Consider the following 16,685-nt stretch of genomic DNA (forward strand, 5'->3'; position numbering starts at 1 on the left):
GCTGCGGCCTGCTACTATTGATGGATTCATGCCAAAAGCAGAGGAGAACATCATGGCTCAACAAACACACCGTAACCGTCGCTGGGTGTTAGCATCCCGCCCCCATGGTGCGCCGGTGGCGGAGAATTTCCGCCTGGAAGAGGACGAAGTCGCCACCCCTGGCGAAGGTCAGGTTTTACTGCGTACGATTTTTCTGTCGCTCGACCCGTATATGCGCGGGCGGATGAGCGATGAGCCGTCATACTCGCCGCCGGTTGAGATCGGCGGGGTGATGGTTGGCGGCACCGTTAGCCGGGTTGTCACGTCAAATCATCCTGATTATAAACCGGGCGAATGGGTTCTGAGCTACAGCGGCTGGCAGGATTATGATATTTCCGATGGTACGGGACTGGTGAAGCTTGGCGATCATCCTGAGAATCCATCATGGGCGCTTGGCGTGCTGGGGATGCCCGGATTCACTGCCTATATGGGATTGCTGGACATCGGTCAGCCAAAAGAGGGTGAGACGCTGGTCGTCGCGGCCGCCACCGGTCCTGTCGGTGCCACGGTTGGACAGATCGGTAAGCTGAAGGGCTGTCGCGTAGTGGGGGTCGCCGGTGGCGCGGAAAAATGTCGTCATGCTACCGAGGTGCTGGGCTTCGATCTTTGTCTGGATCACTATGCCAGCGATTTTGCTGAACAACTGGCGAAAGCCTGCCCGCAAGGCATTGATGTCTACTACGAAAATGTGGGTGGTAAAGTGTTTGATGCCGTGCTGCCGTTGCTGAACACTTCGGCGCGGGTCCCGGTTTGTGGCCTGGTCAGCGGCTATAACGCAACAAATTTGCCGGCGGGCCCTGACCGACTCCCGCTGCTGATGGCGACGCTGCTGAAGAAACGGATCCGTATGCAGGGCTTTATCATCGGTCAGGACTATGGGCATCGCATTCACGAGTTCCAGCAGGAGATGGGCCGCTGGGTGAAAGAGGGAAAAATCCACTACCGCGAGCAGGTTACCGACGGCCTGGAGAACGCGCCGCAGGCTTTCATCGGCCTGCTGACCGGTAAAAACTTTGGCAAAGTGGTGATACGTCTCGCCGATGACGCGTAAACAAAACCTGGCGGCGAGAGCCGCCATAAAAAAATGGGCAAATTTTAAAATCCCAGCTTTAATTATAGCACCGCGTAACCGACGAATAATCTGTCGGGGCAGTTAAAATAACGTGGGTAAATTACTTGTCTTTACGTTTTTTACATTTTTCATACCAGGCGATATTTATATCAATTAGGCCATTTAGCTTAATTGCGATTAGTTATGTCATGAGGTGAAGAAATAGCATGCCTGGTATGGAAAAAACGCAACATATAAGTCTGACCACACAGGTTGAAAGAGGGCTAAAAGACAAATTAAGCATTGGCGCTTTACGTCCCGGCGCCAGACTTATCACCAAAAATATCGCGCAGGAGCTGGGGATCAGTATCACCCCGGTCCGGGAAGCGTTGCTACGCCTGGTTTCCTCCAGCGCATTGGCTATCGCGCCCGCGCAGGCGTTTATGGTTCCGGATATTACGATGGCGCGGTTTAGCGAGATTATTCACATCCGCTGTGAGCTGGAAGGCATGGCGGTAGTGCGGGCGACGGGCGAGATGACGGCGGAGCGGATGGACATTCTGCATGCGCTTCTGGCGGACTATCAGCAGGCTCACGAGACCGGCACGGTAGAGGATCGCCTGCTGGCGAACCGGGCGTTGCGCTTCAAGATCTATCAGTTTGCTAATATGCCCACCCTGGTCGAAATGATCGAACAGCTTTGGGTGCGCATGGGGCCGAGCCTGCACTTTCTCTATGACAGGGCGAAGCATGACGCTTATCAACACAATGTCGGACATTATCAGGAATTGTTTAATGTGATGGCGTCAGGAAATAAAGACGCCAGCCGTCATTGTTTAATTGATCTCATCAATAAGAATGTAGCAATAATTAAACAGCAATACCATCATTAAGCATGGCTTAAATATAGCGGGGAATATCCCCGCTAGTAAGGCATGAATAATCTCGTTTACTCAAAACGCCAGGCCAGATTGACACCAATGCCATAGTTTCGTCCTGGCGCAGGCTCGTAATAGCGGCCATTTGACTCGTTCACAATAACCGAGCCGACATACTCTTTGTCGAACAGGTTATCGACTCGACCAAACACGTCCACCGTCAGACTACTGAGATTGAATTTATACCCGGTATTCAGACCGACGACGGTATAAGACGGCGCTTTGGCGGTGTTTTCATCGTCGGCCATGATATCGCCCATGTAACGCGCATCGGCGCCCGCGTACCAGCCTTCATCAGGCACGTAGGCCAGCGAAGCAAACCCCATGTTCCGCGCGATGCCTGGCATCCGGTTGCCATTGCAGTTCCGATCGTTACACACGTTACTGCGATAAGTGGCATCAAGCCAGGTCCACGACGCGTTCAGCCGCCAGTTTCCGGCAATCCGTTGATCCCAGGCGAGTTCCGCCCCCTGACGACGCGTCTTACCGGCGTTTTTATAAGTTGTGCGACCGCCATTGCTGGAATCCACCACCAGTTCATTGTCGGTATCGGTCTGGAAGAGGGCCGCCGTCAGCAAACCATCACCGATTCGGGTCTTACTGCCAATTTCCACCGTATCGTTGGTTGAGGGTTTGAGATCAAAATTCATCCCGCTTTGTCCGTCAGCACGGTAGGAAAGCTCATTGATGGTCGGTGTTTCAAAGCCTCGTCCTGCGGCGAGATAGACGTTCCACGCGTCGGTTAATGCATATTTCAGCGAACCGGCAGGCAGCCACTGATGGTAGTTAGCATCACCGCTGTCATCACCATTGCCAGGCGTGACGTAACGATCGTTGGAATCGAACCACACGGAACTGTAGCGCACACCCGCATCCAGCGAGAGTTTGTCCGTCAACTGCCATTGGGTTTGCAGATAGGGATCCACGTTCCACATCAGGTTACGTTCATCGCGGCGCAACTCGCCTTTCTGACCATACTCTGGCACGCCGTTGTTCAGACGATAGTTGTTATAACCTTTGCGGTTTTCGCTCATATTCTCGTAGTTCAAACCGGTGGTGAAGGTGACGGGGACACCCAGCTCACCACGGTGCGTCCAGCGACTGTCGATACCCTGATAATGGCGCTGCAAGGCGATCACGCCGCCCGCATGAGAGGGGCGAAGCTGTGGCGACATAGGGATCGACTGATACTGCGTGGTCTCGCGTTCTCCGGCGTACATCATGACGCTCATCGCATCCTGCGTGCTGAGCTGCCGCTCATAGCGTAATCCGGCCTGAGTCTGTTTGATGGTTTTTCGCGTGTGGTATTGTTCGGCGCGAGGGGATTGTTGGGGATTGGCCTGCCATTCCGCTTCCGTCAGCCCACCCGGATCGTCGGCTTTGATGTCGACACTATTGAAAATCAGACTCAGCTTGCTGGCGTCATCAATGCGTACGCCCAGTTTTGCATTGGCCAGATTTTTTTGCGCGCCGCTGCGATCGCGATAGCCGTGGGTGGTGAAACGGGTGGTGGAAGCCGTGTAATCCACGTCGCCCGCCTGCGTGCCATCGCCCATCGCGCCTGTGGCTTTCAACCCATAACGCCAGCTACCGAAACTGCCGTAATAGCTACTTGCTTCTATCGTTGGCGGCTGCTGACCAGTTTGGGTTGTAACATTCATCACTCCGCCGGAAGCATTACCGTAGAGCGCGGAGAAGGGGCCGCGCAGGACTTCGACGTTCTGCACGCTGCTGAGATCGATGTTTGATGTCTGCCCCTGACCGTCCGGCATCGTTGCCGGAATCCCGTCAACATACAGACGGATGCCGCGGATGCCATAGGTGGAGCGCGAGCCGAATCCGCGCATCGAAATCTGCAAATCCTGCGCATAGTTTTGCCGGTTTTGCACCTGAAGTCCCGGCACGCGGGTCAGCGATTCGGACAGGTTGATGCGCGGCGCGGCCAGGCGCATCTCATCGCCGTCGACAACGCTGACGGCGGCGGGCGTATCCAGCGCTGAAATCGCCTGTGGCGAAGCGCTGACGATCATGGTCTGGGCATCGGTCGCTTCATCCGCCATCACCGGCGATGAAAGGACAAGCGGAAGAACAAGTGCGGGAACTGCGGTATATCGTGCGGAAATAATCTTCATGAAAAAGGCCAGTTAAATTGAACGTACCCAAGGGTATGTGAGTTCTATGTTAAATGGTTTGTAAAAAATTGAAAATTTTAATGGCACGATGTGTTAAGAATTGATGGGGAAATTAAGAAGATTGTAGCCAGAATGCGAATAAATGCTCCACATTCACATGAATAATGATTACCATTCCCATCTATAAAAAGGAGCAATACCAGGATGTTGCTCGTTGAAGCGATGTGAAGCAGCAAAATAGCTATTTATCAAAGGGAGTCGTCATGCATTTTCGTCATCTGTTCTCGCCGCGTCTGCGGGGTTCATTGCTGTTAGGTTCACTGCTGGTTGCTTCTTCATTCAGCGTGCAGTCCGCAGAGGAATTGCTGCGTAAGGGCGTGGGTAAAGGCGCCTATGAAATGGCTTACAGCCAGCAGGAAAACGCGCTGTGGCTGGCGACCTCGCAGAGCCGCAAGCTGGACAAAGGGGGAATCGTCTATCGGCTTGATCCGGTGACGCTGGAGGTCACGCAGGCTATCCACAACGATCTCAAACCGTTTGGCGCCACCATTAACAATACAACCCAGACGCTGTGGTTCGGTAATACGGTCAACAGTGCGGTGACGGCCATTGATGCGAAAACGAGTGAAGTGAAAGGGCGACTGGTCCTCGATGCCCGTAAGCGCTCAGAAGATGTGCGTCCGTTGCAGCCGCGTGAGCTGGTTGTCGATGAAGCCACCAACACGGTCTATATCAGCGGTCTTGGCAAAGAGAGCGTGATTTGGGTGGTGGATGGCGAAAAAATTGCGCTGAAAGAGACTATCCAGAATACCGGTAAGATGAGCACAGGTCTGGCAATCGACAGCCAGGCGAAACGTCTGTACACCACGAATGCCGATGGCGAATTCATTACTATCGATACCGCCAGCAATAAAATCCTCAGCCGTAAAAAACTGCTGGATGACGGCAAAGAGCACTTCTTTATTAACCTGAGCCTCGACACGGCAGGTCATCGCGCGTTTGTGACCGACTCAAAGGCGGCTGAAGTGCTGGTCGTTGATACCCGCAACGGCAACGTACTGGCGAAAGTCGCGGCACCGGAGTCGCTGGCTGTGCTGTTCAACCCAACGCGTAACGAAGCCTATGTCACGCACCGTCAGGCGGGTAAAGTGAGCGTAATTGACGCGAAGAGCTACAAAGTGGTGAAAACGTTTGATACGCCCACCTTCCCGAACAGCCTGGCGCTGTCAGCCGATGGCAAAACGCTGTATGTGAGTGTGAAGCAGAAATCCACACGTGAAAAAGAAGCCACTCAGCCTGATGATGTAATTCGCATCGCTCTGTAAGACGTCAGAGGGCTGCGATGTCGGGTACCGCCTCGTAGGCCGGGTAAGGCGAAGCCGTCACCCGGCAGATACATGAAGGTGCAATCTGACAAGGCCTACACGGTGTGTAGGCCTTGTTGCTTATGGCGCGCTGCGGTGTATTTCCGCCACGCGATTACGCACACCATACCAGCCGGCAACCAGCAGAATGGCAATCAGCGGCAGGGAGGCAATGGTCCAGGTTCCGTTCGGATAATCGAACGCCATCAGCACCAGCACGCTCAACAGGAACAGCAGCGTTAACCATGAGGTAAACGGCGCACCGGGCAGTTTGAAGCTGACATCGGCGGCTTTCCCTTCTTTGATTGCCTGACGCAGACGCAACTGACAGACCACGATAAAGCCCCACGATGCGATGATCCCCAGCGATGCAAAGTTCAGTACGATTTCGAAGACCTGCGATGGCACCAGATAGTTGAGAAAGACGCCGACAACGTATACCGCCAGCGTCGCCAGAATCCCTGCATAAGGCACATGCTGACGGCTCATCTTGCTCATGAACTTCGGTGCTGAACCGCCCATTGCCATCGAGCGTAAAATCCGTCCTGTGCAATACAGACCGGAGTTCAGGCTGGAGAGAGCGGCGGTCAGCACAACGATGTTCATGATGCTGCCAATGTAAGGCACGCCCAGCTTTGAAAAGAAGGTAACAAACGGGCTTTGTCCTGCCTGGTAGGCGTTCCATGGTAAAAGCAAAACCAGCAGCACCACAGAACCAACGTAGAACAGGCCGATACGCCAGATCACGCTGTTGATGGCTTTAGGTACCATCGTCTGCGGATCTTTACACTCGCCGGCGGCGGTTCCCACCAGTTCAATAGAAGCAAAGGCAAAGACCACCCCTTGCACCAGCACCAGCGCTGGCAGAAGACCGTGGGGGAAGAATCCGCCGTTATCAGTAATCAGATGAAAGCCCGTCGCGTTACCGTCCAGCGGTTTACCCGAACCGAGGAAAATTGTCCCGACCACCAGAAAGAGGACAATGGCCAGCACTTTGACCAGCGCGAACCAGAATTCCATCTCCGCAAACCACTTCACGCCAATCATGTTCATGGTGCCGACAATTGCCAGCGCGCCGAGCGCAAAAACCCATTGCGGAACGTCACCAAACGCGCCCCAGTAGTGCATATACAGTGCAACAGCGGTGATATCGACAATACCGGTCATTGCCCAGTTGATGAAGTACATCCATCCCGCGACGTAGGCGGCTTTCTCGCCGAGAAATTCACGGGCGTACGACACGAAGCTGCCGCTGGAAGGGCGGTGTAGAACCAGTTCGCCCAATGCGCGCAGAATAAAGAATGAGAAGATCCCGCAGACCAGATAGACCAGCGCCAGCGCCGGCCCCGCCATCTGCAGACGGGCGCCTGCCCCCAAAAATAACCCGGTCCCAATGGCGCCGCCAATGGCGATCATCTGGACCTGACGGTTGCCCATCGCTTTGTGATATCCCTCTTCATGGGCATTCAACCAGCGTCGCTTCGCCGCGTGCTGCTCCGACACCGTTGTTTCTTGTGTATTCATTACGTTACCTGTTTGCCTGTCTGATAAGTCGAACGTTTCACCGCAATTACCTGCTGCGACGCGGGTGCTGTTTCCCGTCATTCTGGGTAGGGATAACACCACCGGCGGAGCATCCTACCTGCAAATAATAAACGGTGCAAAATAGTCCATTTGGAATGGTCTGATTGCGTAATAATCAACCAAAGCTGAAGTGAGAACCCGCTCTGAAAATCAGAGCGGGTAGGGATCAGGCGGAGGTGCCGAAGACATGTACCGCTTGTTGCAGGCGTGAGGAGCGCCCGGAAAGGTTGCCGGCGGCGTCTCTGACGCTTTCCACCATCGTGGCGTTGTTATCGGTCATGTTACCGATGCGGGAGATAGAATCGTTAATCAGTTCCAGTGCCTGCGTCTGTTCACGCGTCGCAAGGCCAATTTCTTTAATCATGCTCGACATCTGGAAAACGTCGTCGATCATTCGGGTCAGATGGGTTTCCGTCTGCTCAACCATGCTCACCCCGGCGTTGACGTTGGCGACGTTCTTCTCAATCAACGACGCAATCTCTTTGGCAGCCGATGCGGAGTGCTGCGCCAGATTCCGCACTTCAGCGGCAACGACCGCAAATCCACGTCCGGACTCACCGGCGCGCGCGGCTTCGACCGCAGCGTTAAGCGCGAGGATATTGGTCTGAAAAGCAATACTGTCGATCACGCCGATGATATCGACGATCTGCCCGTTGTCGCGGGAAATCGACTGCATCATGCCGATCGTCTGCTTCATAAAATCGCCGCCTTCGCTGGCGTTAGCGCTGGTTCTGTCCGCCATCGTCATGGTTTGTGCGGCGGTATCCGCCGTTTGTTGTACTGCGCTGCCAATCTCTTCAATGGCTGCCGCAGTTTGCTGCAGGTTGGCCGAGGTCTCTTCGGAACGCTTATGCAGCGCCGAGCCTTCCTGACTCACGCGTTTGCTGATTTCCTGAATGCCGGCAATTTGGGTACTCACATCATCCACCAGTGAATTCAGATTTAATCCGGCCTGATTAACCAGACGCATCATCATCCCCAGTTCATCGACGCGATTTAAATGGATGCTATCGGGTTTTCGTCCGGCGACCACTTTCTGCATCTGGGCCAGGATCTGTTTAACCGGATGACAAATTTGATACTTAAGGTAAATAGCCAGCAACAAAAATAGAAGAGTAAACATACCAGCCTGAATAAGCGGGTTAATCACTAATAAAATAATACCCAACGCGAGAAACAGACTGATGCCAATAGCATAATTGACACGTTGACGGATGGATAACCATTTAAATGCCGATAAGCAAGCCAGCACGCCACGGCGAATAATAATCCCCTTAAATAAACGGTACCCCTTGAAATTGTTATTAGTTATTTTCTGATAAAGCTGCTCACTTTGTTCAATTTCCTGACGAGCAGGAACGGTGCGCACCGAAATGTATCCGGTTAATCGTTCGTTATGCCAGACGGGGGTGACGTTGGCGCGAACCCAGTAATGATCGCCGTTGTGACGGCGGTTCTTAACCATACCGGTCCAACTGTCGCCTTGTTGCAGGGTAAACCACATATCGGCAAACGCGGCGGGCGGCATATCCGGGTGACGGATGATATTGTGCGGTTCGCCCATCAGTTGATTTTCGCCAAACCCGCTGGCGTCGATAAACGCTGAATTCGCATAAGTAATATGGCTTTGCGTATTCGTTGTCGATAACAGCGTCGTTTTCTCGTTAAGTAAATACTCTTTCTGTGTAACTGGAATGTTACTTCTCATGAAAGACTCCTGGTGATGCTGCGCAGAATAAACACAAAAGTCCATCAGCCTGAACTGACGGATAATAGAGATTGATGTATTTAGAATGCTGCATTCTCTACTAAACATAAGAATGACGAAAGTATTTAAAATAAAATTTACCTGCTTTAATTAAATCGCGATGCCATTAAAATGAAAAATAAATACAATTGTGTAACCTGAAAAGGATTGCGCACTCTCTTAAGTAAAACCAGGCCGATAAAACGATGACAAAAAGAAAATAGGGCTGCGCTATTACGGTCAACATCATAAGTTTTACAGACCTATTAATTTTTGTAGGGATCGGCCGCAAGGAACGGTCAGAAAGCCATGCCAGAAATGCAGGTTACTCTACACTTAGAGTTTTAACCTGCAGGAGGCAGTATGATTAAGGTCTATGGTGCGCCTGGATGGGGGTCTGCTATCAGCGAATTGATGCTTACGCTGGCGGACATTCCTTACCGTTTTGTTGATGTCAGCGGTTTTAACAGCGAGGGGCCACAGCGCGACCTGCTGCAAAAAATCAATCCGCTGTGCCAGGTTCCCACCCTGATGCTTGAAAATGGTGAGGTGATGACCGAAACGGCAGCCATCGCGCTGATGGTGCTCGATCGTCGTCCCGATCTGGCGCCCCCCATCGGACGTACCGAGCGTCAGCAGTTTCAGCGTCTGTTGATCTGGCTGGTGGCCAATATCTATCCGACATTTACGTATGCCGACTACCCTGAGCGCTGGGTTCCGGATGCTCCCGTACAGTTGAAAAAGAACTGTATTGAATACCGTAAATCACTCTATCTCTGGCTCAACGAGCAGCTCAGCGCGGAACCCTATGCTTTTGGTGAGCAGTTAACGCTGATCGATTGTTATCTGTGCGTCATGCGCACCTGGGGGCCGGGTCATGACTGGTTTCAGGATAATACGCCGAATATCAGCGCGATAGCGGACGCCGTGTGTCAGCGAGCTGAATTACGTCGGGTGCTGAAAAACAATGAGATCATCTGAGAGACGGTGACAATTGCCGCAGGCCAACGCGTAATAAAAAAACGCTGTTCCAGGGGAGTGCAGTCCCGGAACAGCGGGGCGAAAGCGTCGCCATACGGACGATCAGGCAGCAGACGGGGTTAGCGTAATGCGATCCAACGGTCCAACAATAAACAGGTAGGAAATAAGGCCAATAAGGCCCATTGAGCCGACGTACAGAATGGCGAAATCAAACGACTGGGTATTGGCCAGAATCACGCCGATCACCAGCGGGGTGATGATACTTGCCATGTTGCCGCACATATTGAAGACGCCACCTGCAATGCCCAACACCTCTTTCGGCGAGGTATCGCTGAGGACGCACCAGCCAAGGTTGCCAAACCCTTTGGCAAAAAAGGCCAGGCTCATCGCGGCAATCACCACGAACTCCGAAGAGGTATAGTTCGCAATAACAATCACGCAAGAGAGCAGCATGCCGCAAATCACCGGCAGTTTACGCGCAGTAGTGAGGCTGTAGCCGCGCTTAAGTAACCAGTCGGAGAAGACGCCACCGAGCAGGCCGCCAATAAATCCGGCAATCGCCGGGATACTGGCGACAAAACCCACTTTCAGAATCGACATCCCCTTGGCCTGGTAGAGATAGGTTGGAAACCAGGTCAGGAAGAACCAGGTGATAGAGGTGACGCAGAACTGCCCGATGTAGACACCGATCATCATCCGGTTGACGCAGACGCTTTTGATCTGAGCGAACGAGACCTTCTGCGGCTCCTTTTTACTGCCAAGCATCGGTTCACCACCGCCCTCGCGAATATAGTCGATTTCCTGTTGATTCACTTTGGGATGGTGCATTGGATCTTTAATTTTAATTAACCAGAAGACACCGAGAATCACGCCGATGGCACCGATATAATAAAAGACAAAATGCCAGCTTAAGTTATGCAGAATAATGGTCATCAGTGGGGTAATAATCCCCAGCGAGATATATTGTGCTGCCTGATAAACCGAGGTGACAAAGCCGCGTTCATTATTCGGAAACCACTGTACGCTTAAGCGGCTGTTGGCCGGGAAGGCGGGAGCCTCGATTGCACCCATCAATAAACGCAGAATAATCAGTACGATCAGTGGGCTTGCATACAGATAAATGGTGCCCTGAAACATGGTAACCAGTGACCAGCCGATCAGCGCGCAGCCGTAAACCAGGCGCGAACCGTAGCGATCTAATAACCAACCGCCGGGTAATTGCATAATCACGTATGCAATCCCAAAAGAGGAAAAAGCCAGCCCCATGGCTTCCGGGTCAAAGCCTAATTCTTTACTCATAATGGGCGCGACGACGGATAACGTTGCCCGGTCGGCATAATTAAATACGGTGGCAAGAAATAAAAAGATAAGAATGCTGTAACGCACTTTAGTGCGTTTTATCATTGTGTTCATTCTCCACTCCTCGGTAAGGGCAGAAAGCGTTCTGTAAGGCCAGAGGGCGGGAAGCAATCCCGCCAACGGGGATCAGGGGCGTTTGCCAAACTCGCAGCTTAGCTGCGTCCAGCGGCGCGCCTGTTCGCTAAGGGTGAAGCCCAGACCATGACGATCGGAAATCCACATACGTCCATCGCGCAATTCAAGCTGTTCGTTAAATAACGGGTTCAGCCATTCGAAATGTTCCAGCCACGGCTCCAGCGGATAGGCGGCGGACAGATGCAGGTGAACTTCCATGGCAAAATGCGGCGCCAGTTTACGGCCGTGTTTGGCGGCCAAATCCATAATTTTCAGGAACGGAGAGATACCGCCCACGCGCGGGGCGTCTGGCTGAACGAAGTCGCTGGCGTTCCCCAGAATCAACTGTTCGTGCTCGCGGAAACTGGTCAACATTTCACCGGTGGCGATAGGCGTATCCAGCGCGGCGGCAAGCTGGGCGTGACCTTCAACATCATAGGCGTCAAGCGGTTCTTCAATCCAGATGAGGTTAAATTGCTCCATTTTGCGTCCCATGCGGATCGCTGTTTCGCGATCCCACTGCTGGTTGGCATCAACCATTAACGGGAAGTCATCACCCAACGCCTCGCGAACGGCGGTTAAACGGCGGATATCCTCGGCGCAGTTGGGTTGTCCGACTTTCAGCTTGATCCCGCCAATACCGTTTTCACGCGAAATCACCACATTCTTCAGTACCTGATCGAGCGGCGTGTGCAGGAAGCCGCCGGAGGTGTTGTAGCACTGCACGGAATCCCGGTGCGCGCCCAGCAGTTTTGCCAATGGCAGGCCAGCGCGTTTGGCCTTCATGTCCCAGAGGGCGATGTCGATAGGGGAGATGGCCTGCACCGCCATTCCGCTGCGGCCAACGGATGCGCCCGCCCACAGCAGCTTAGTGTAGATTTTGTCAATATCATTCGGGTCTTCACCCAGCAGGTTGTCGGCGATCTCTTTGGCATGAGCGTAAATACCCTGACCACCGGCGCGTTTTGAATAGCTGAAACCGACGCCTTCAAATCCATCGCGACTGCGGATCTCCGCAATGATAATCGCCACCTCGGTCAGCGGCTTCTGGCGACCGGTCAACACTTTGGCGTCACTCACCGGGGTTGCCAGCGGCAGAAACGCCAGTGACAGCTTCACCCATTCAATACGATCGCCGGTTTCCGCTGCCGTTCTGGCATTGGCCGCTTTGGCATAGGTTACGGCGTCAGAATTCGCGCTTAAAGACATGTGATTCTCCTGATTGATATAAAATGATTGCGCTAACATTTCTATTCTTATGGTGAGAATTAATCCAGCGAGTTGGTGTTGAATTGAACAATCGATCACATATGGCGAATAAAAAAGGGTAATTCCTGCAAAACAGGTCACGATCCAAAACATTCTGGTAAAATGCACAACACAAAATGATGGCGCTAACATTTAAAGATGCGAACGAAAAAGTAAGCTGCTGTATTTGCGGCGTTTCCGGGTCTGAAGCTGGCAATAGCCACACGCATGATGAATAATGCACAGATAAATCAGTGAATTTTGCAGGGGCATCCACAGTGAAGAGCACAAAACCACCTCGCGCGCCGACGCTGGAAGATGTTGCCCGTAGTGCCGGACTATCACCCATGACGGTGAGTCGGGCGCTTAATACGCCACAGCTTGTACGCCCCAAAACGGTTGAAAAAGTGATGCAGGCGGTGCGGGCGACCGGCTATATTCCCAACGCACTGGCGGGGGGGCTGGCATCACGGCGCAGTAAATTGATTGCCATCGTGGTGCCGCAAATCAACAACAATATGTTTGTCGATACGATCCAGTCGCTGAGCGATGAGCTGGCGAGGCGCGGCTATCATATTCTCCTGTGCGTGGCCGGTTATACCGAACAGACGGAAGCGGAACTGGTGGCAACGCTGCTCTCCCGACGCCCTGACGGCGTGGTATTAACCGGGATCCATCACACCAGTGAACTGAAAAAAGTGATTCTGAATGCGGCCATTCCGGTGGTGGAAATCTGGGATCTCACGCCAACGCCGCTCGATATGCTGGTCGGTTTCTCCCATGAAAAAGTTGGGCAGGCCACCGGCGAGTATTTGTTGCGTAAAGGGTATCATCGACCCGGTTTGCTGTGGACGGCCGATCGCCGTGCCGGTCAGCGTAAGCAGGGGTTGTGCAACGTTCTGGCACGTCACGAGATTCATGATGTGCCGCAGGTGGATGTGCCGCTCCCTGCATCGCTGTCGCTGGGTAGAAGTGGACTTTCGCAACTCTTCAGTGAAGGGGAGTTTGACGTGATTGTTTGCAGTTCCGATACCCTGGCGCAGGGGGCAATGATGGAAGCGGAAAGCCGTGGATTACGTATTCCGCAGGATTTGGCCGTCATCGGTTTTGGCGATCTCGATTTTGCCGCCAGCAATCGCCCGTCGATAACGACCGTCAGCGTCGACCGCCGCGCCATTGGTCAGCGTGCCGCCACGCTGCTGGCAAATCGCATTGAACAGACGGCAGTAGAAGAGGCCATCATCGATATCGGTTTTCATCTGATTGAGCGCGAATCCGCCTAAACCGGACACACGCATGTTGACGCGTGTGCTGGCGTTAACGTCACACTGACAATAAGGAACCTGCTATGCCACACATTGATATTAAATGTTTTCCGCGCGATCTGAACGATCAACAAAAAGCGGCGCTGGCCGATGATATTACTGAGGTGATCATTCGTCATCTGAAAAGCAAGGAGCGTTCGGTGAGCGTGGCGTTGACCGAAATCCCGCAGGATAAGTGGCAGGAGATTTGGGATAGCGAGATTGAACCGCAGATGGATGTACTGATTAAAAAGCCAGGCTACAGCATGTAATAAAACGCCCGGTCACGAAAACTGACCGGGCAGTGTCGGGTTACGGCGTGACGATGTTGAACCAGAAATCAAATTTATCCATATAGCCAAGCAGTTCGTTCAGTTTTTCTGCATTGCCGGTGATTTTTACGTCACCTTTATCCGTGGCTTCTTTCAGCGTTTCTTCTTTCAACACAATGCGGTTTAGCGTATTGCGCGACAGGCCGATCGTGGCATCAGCGTTGGCGTCTTCTCCATTCGCGGTGTGGTTCAGTACGCCATTTTCCAGCTCGACTTTATACTTGCCGCCGTCGTCACCGAAGTCAAAATTAAGTACCGCTTTGGCATCTGCTGCTTTTTGACCATTTATATGGACGGCGAGGTAGTCAAAGAACATTTCCGGCGTCATGGCACGCACGGTATCACCGCTGGCGGTATTTGGCGTAGGCCCTTTTACGACGCCGTTACGCAGCTCCTGCGCGCCGGTCAGGTAGAAGTTACGCCACGGGCCGGATTCAGCCTGGTATCCCAGTTGTTCCAGCGCGTCCGCTTCCAGATTTCTCGCTGCCTGATTATTCGGATCGGCGAACACGACCTTGCTGACCACTTGCGCAACCCAACGATAATTGCCCTGGTCGTAGTCCTGTTTCGCTTTTTGCAGAATGGCATCGGCACCCCCCATGTATTCCACAAATTTCTTCGCGCCTTCTTCCGGCGGCAGTTCATCCAGCGTAGCCGGGTTGCCGTCGAACCAGCCGAGATACAGCACATAGGTTGCCTTCACATCATGGCTGACCGAACCATAATAACCGCGGTTTGCCCAGGTATTGGCAAGCGAGGGCGGCAGGGTAAAACTGGCCGCGATCTCATCACGGGTTAACCCCTGGTTGGCCATTCGCAGCGTCTGATCGTTGATATAACGATACAAATCACGCTGACTTTTCAGCAGCTTGACCACCTTATCATTGCCCCAGGTCGGCCAGTGATGCTGCGCGAGGATAATTTCGGCCTTATCACCCCACAGGTTAAGCGCCTCGTTAATGTATTTGGACCACGGCAGCGGCTGGCGAATTTTCGCGCCGCGCAGCGAATACGTGTTGTGCAGGGTGTGGGTGACATCTTCTGCGGTTTCAATAATTTTCTTCTCTTCGATATACCACAGCATTTCGGATGGGGCTTCAGAACCCGGCGCCATCAGGAAATCATAGGTCAATCCGTCAATGACCTCTTTCTGCCCGGTTTGAGTAATGTAATGAGTCGGCGCGATCAGTGTCACCGTACCGGCGGAGGTGGTGGTTCCCAGACCCGCGCCGACCTGGCCTTTAACATCCGGTTTCAGCAGATTGCCATACATATAGCTGGCGCGACGGCTCATCACGTTCCCGGCCATGATATTTTCAGATACCGCTTCCTCCAGGAATCCGGCAGGGGCGTAGATTTTCACCTTACCCGCCTTCACATCAGCTTCATCGACCACACCACGAACGCCACCGTAGTGGTCAACATGGCTGTGGGTGTAAATCACCGCCACAACCGGTTTCTTACCCCGGTTCGTAAAGTACAAATCCATGCCCACTTTCGCTGTTTCTGCCGAAACCAGCGGATCGACAACGGTAATGCCTTCTTTACCTTCGATAATCGTCATATTTGACAGGTCAAGATTACGGATCTGATAAACCCCGTCCGTCACCTCAAACAGGCCGCTAATATTAATCAACTGCGCCTGACGCCAGAGGCTGGGGTTTACGGAGTCGGGAGATTTATCGCCTTCTTTAATGAACGCATATTGCTTAGGATCCCAGATAACATTGCCTTGCTTACCTTTAATCACTTCCTGGGGAATGGGGGCAATAAAGCCTTTATGGGCATCGGTAAAGTCGGTGTTATCGGAAAAGGGCAGCTGATTATAAAGCGCACTGTTCGCCTGTTGCGTGGCAGCAGTGGCCTCTTTAGGCGCTTCAGCCGCAACAAGCGGAAGAGAAAAAGACGTTAACAGCCCGGCAAGGAGTAGACCCCTGGCGATGGTATTAAGATGCATTGTAAAACCTCTCTTATCGGAATGGCGGACATTTTTTTGTGGAAATGCGGCTACACATGCTTTTGACGCGAAAATTTGAGGTAATGCAACATTAACTATAGCCATCTTCTGCCAGACGGCAATACCGTGCAGATAGCGTTAGGGTATTGATATCTGCACGATTTTTGATCAGCTTTGTGGGATGTCGTCGACAGAAGTATAGACGGTCAGGCCATGCTGACGGGCGATCCTGATATCCATATCGGCGCCTTTAGACGCACCCGCAATACGGTAAATCGCATCACAGCGGGTGATGAGTCGATGGGCGACCGGGTAGAGCATCGCTTCGCTTATCTCATCATCTAACGACGTGGAACCAGCCGCCTTTGCCAGTGGTAACGCGAGCCATTCGCCAATCAGTGGAATATGCCCGCGCTGGTATACGGCAAGCGCTGCCGCTTCCAGACGCTGAAGGTTGGCGTCGATGAGCGCCTGTTTTCCGTCAGTGCCGCTGCGATAAGGGCCGGCGATTAAAATGAGTTGTGCTGTCATGAGA

13 protein-coding genes are annotated in these 16,685 nt (G+C 52.9%); 6 read left to right on the plus strand and 7 right to left on the minus strand.

From position 1 onward, the window contains the following. The first annotated feature begins 52 nt into the window (after positions 1 to 52). Positions 53 to 1,090, plus strand: coding sequence for an NADP-dependent oxidoreductase (locus tag KE671_RS14925; RefSeq protein ID WP_206163571.1), 1,038 nt, complete (start codon positions 53 to 55; stop codon positions 1,088 to 1,090). 227 nt (positions 1,091 to 1,317) lie between these two features. Beyond that, positions 1,318 to 1,983, plus strand: coding sequence for a GntR family transcriptional regulator (locus tag KE671_RS14930; RefSeq protein ID WP_206163572.1), 666 nt, complete (start codon positions 1,318 to 1,320; stop codon positions 1,981 to 1,983). 56 nt (positions 1,984 to 2,039) lie between these two features. Here KE671_RS14930 and pqqU read toward each other — a convergent pair whose 3' ends face one another. Next, positions 2,040 to 4,160 carry a TonB-dependent receptor PqqU gene (gene pqqU, locus KE671_RS14935; protein ID WP_206163573.1) on the minus strand — a complete coding sequence of 707 codons (2,121 nt, stop codon included), beginning with the start codon at positions 4,158 to 4,160 and terminating at the stop codon, positions 2,040 to 2,042. A 263-nt stretch (positions 4,161 to 4,423) separates the two neighbouring features. Here pqqU and KE671_RS14940 point away from each other — a divergent pair, with 263 nt between their 5' ends. Further along, positions 4,424 to 5,485, plus strand: coding sequence for a YncE family protein (locus KE671_RS14940; RefSeq protein ID WP_206163574.1), 1,062 nt, complete (start codon positions 4,424 to 4,426; stop codon positions 5,483 to 5,485). A gap of 120 nt (positions 5,486 to 5,605) precedes the next feature. On the opposite strand, the gene ansP is transcribed toward KE671_RS14940, so the two are convergent. Both ansP and KE671_RS14950 read right to left on the minus strand, forming a co-directional pair. Beyond that, positions 5,606 to 7,048: an L-asparagine permease gene (ansP, locus tag KE671_RS14945; protein WP_206163575.1), complete on the minus strand. Its 1,443-nt coding sequence runs from the start codon at positions 7,046 to 7,048 to the stop codon at positions 5,606 to 5,608. 226 nt (positions 7,049 to 7,274) lie between these two features. Beyond that, positions 7,275 to 8,816 carry a methyl-accepting chemotaxis protein gene (locus KE671_RS14950; RefSeq protein ID WP_206163576.1) on the minus strand — a complete coding sequence of 514 codons (1,542 nt, stop codon included), beginning with the start codon at positions 8,814 to 8,816 and terminating at the stop codon, positions 7,275 to 7,277. A 402-nt stretch (positions 8,817 to 9,218) separates the two neighbouring features. Here KE671_RS14950 and KE671_RS14955 point away from each other — a divergent pair, with 402 nt between their 5' ends. Next, the gene (locus KE671_RS14955) at positions 9,219 to 9,836 is read left to right on the plus strand and encodes a glutathione S-transferase family protein (RefSeq protein ID WP_206163577.1); all 618 of its coding nucleotides are present in this window, start codon (positions 9,219 to 9,221) and stop codon (positions 9,834 to 9,836) included. 102 nt (positions 9,837 to 9,938) lie between these two features. Here the strand turns inward: KE671_RS14955 and KE671_RS14960 are convergent, their stop codons facing one another. Together KE671_RS14960 and KE671_RS14965 are read right to left on the minus strand one after the other, a co-directional pair. Beyond that, positions 9,939 to 11,249 (minus strand): MFS transporter, encoded by a 1,311-nt coding sequence (locus tag KE671_RS14960; protein ID WP_206163578.1) that lies wholly within the window; start codon positions 11,247 to 11,249, stop codon positions 9,939 to 9,941. A 72-nt stretch (positions 11,250 to 11,321) separates the two neighbouring features. Continuing rightward, positions 11,322 to 12,518, minus strand: coding sequence for an L-talarate/galactarate dehydratase (locus KE671_RS14965; protein WP_042318970.1), 1,197 nt, complete (start codon positions 12,516 to 12,518; stop codon positions 11,322 to 11,324). 317 nt (positions 12,519 to 12,835) lie between these two features. On the opposite strand from KE671_RS14965, the gene KE671_RS14970 reads away from it, so the two are divergent. Together KE671_RS14970 and pptA are read left to right on the plus strand one after the other, a co-directional pair. Next, positions 12,836 to 13,840: a LacI family DNA-binding transcriptional regulator gene (locus tag KE671_RS14970; protein WP_206163579.1), complete on the plus strand. Its 1,005-nt coding sequence runs from the start codon at positions 12,836 to 12,838 to the stop codon at positions 13,838 to 13,840. 65 nt (positions 13,841 to 13,905) lie between these two features. Continuing rightward, positions 13,906 to 14,133 (plus strand): tautomerase PptA, encoded by a 228-nt coding sequence (pptA, locus tag KE671_RS14975; protein WP_206163580.1) that lies wholly within the window; start codon positions 13,906 to 13,908, stop codon positions 14,131 to 14,133. Positions 14,134 to 14,173: 40 nt separating this feature from the next. Here pptA and KE671_RS14980 read toward each other — a convergent pair whose 3' ends face one another. Together KE671_RS14980 and KE671_RS14985 are read right to left on the minus strand one after the other, a co-directional pair. After that, positions 14,174 to 16,150 (minus strand): alkyl/aryl-sulfatase, encoded by a 1,977-nt coding sequence (locus KE671_RS14980; protein ID WP_206163581.1) that lies wholly within the window; start codon positions 16,148 to 16,150, stop codon positions 14,174 to 14,176. 168 nt (positions 16,151 to 16,318) lie between these two features. Further along, positions 16,319 to 16,681 carry a DUF4406 domain-containing protein gene (locus tag KE671_RS14985; protein ID WP_206163582.1) on the minus strand — a complete coding sequence of 121 codons (363 nt, stop codon included), beginning with the start codon at positions 16,679 to 16,681 and terminating at the stop codon, positions 16,319 to 16,321. Positions 16,682 to 16,685 lie beyond the last annotated feature (4 nt).

It is taken from the genome of Citrobacter amalonaticus, from assembly GCF_018252635.1.
Taxonomy (GTDB): Bacteria; Pseudomonadota; Gammaproteobacteria; order Enterobacterales; family Enterobacteriaceae; genus Citrobacter_A; species Citrobacter_A amalonaticus_E.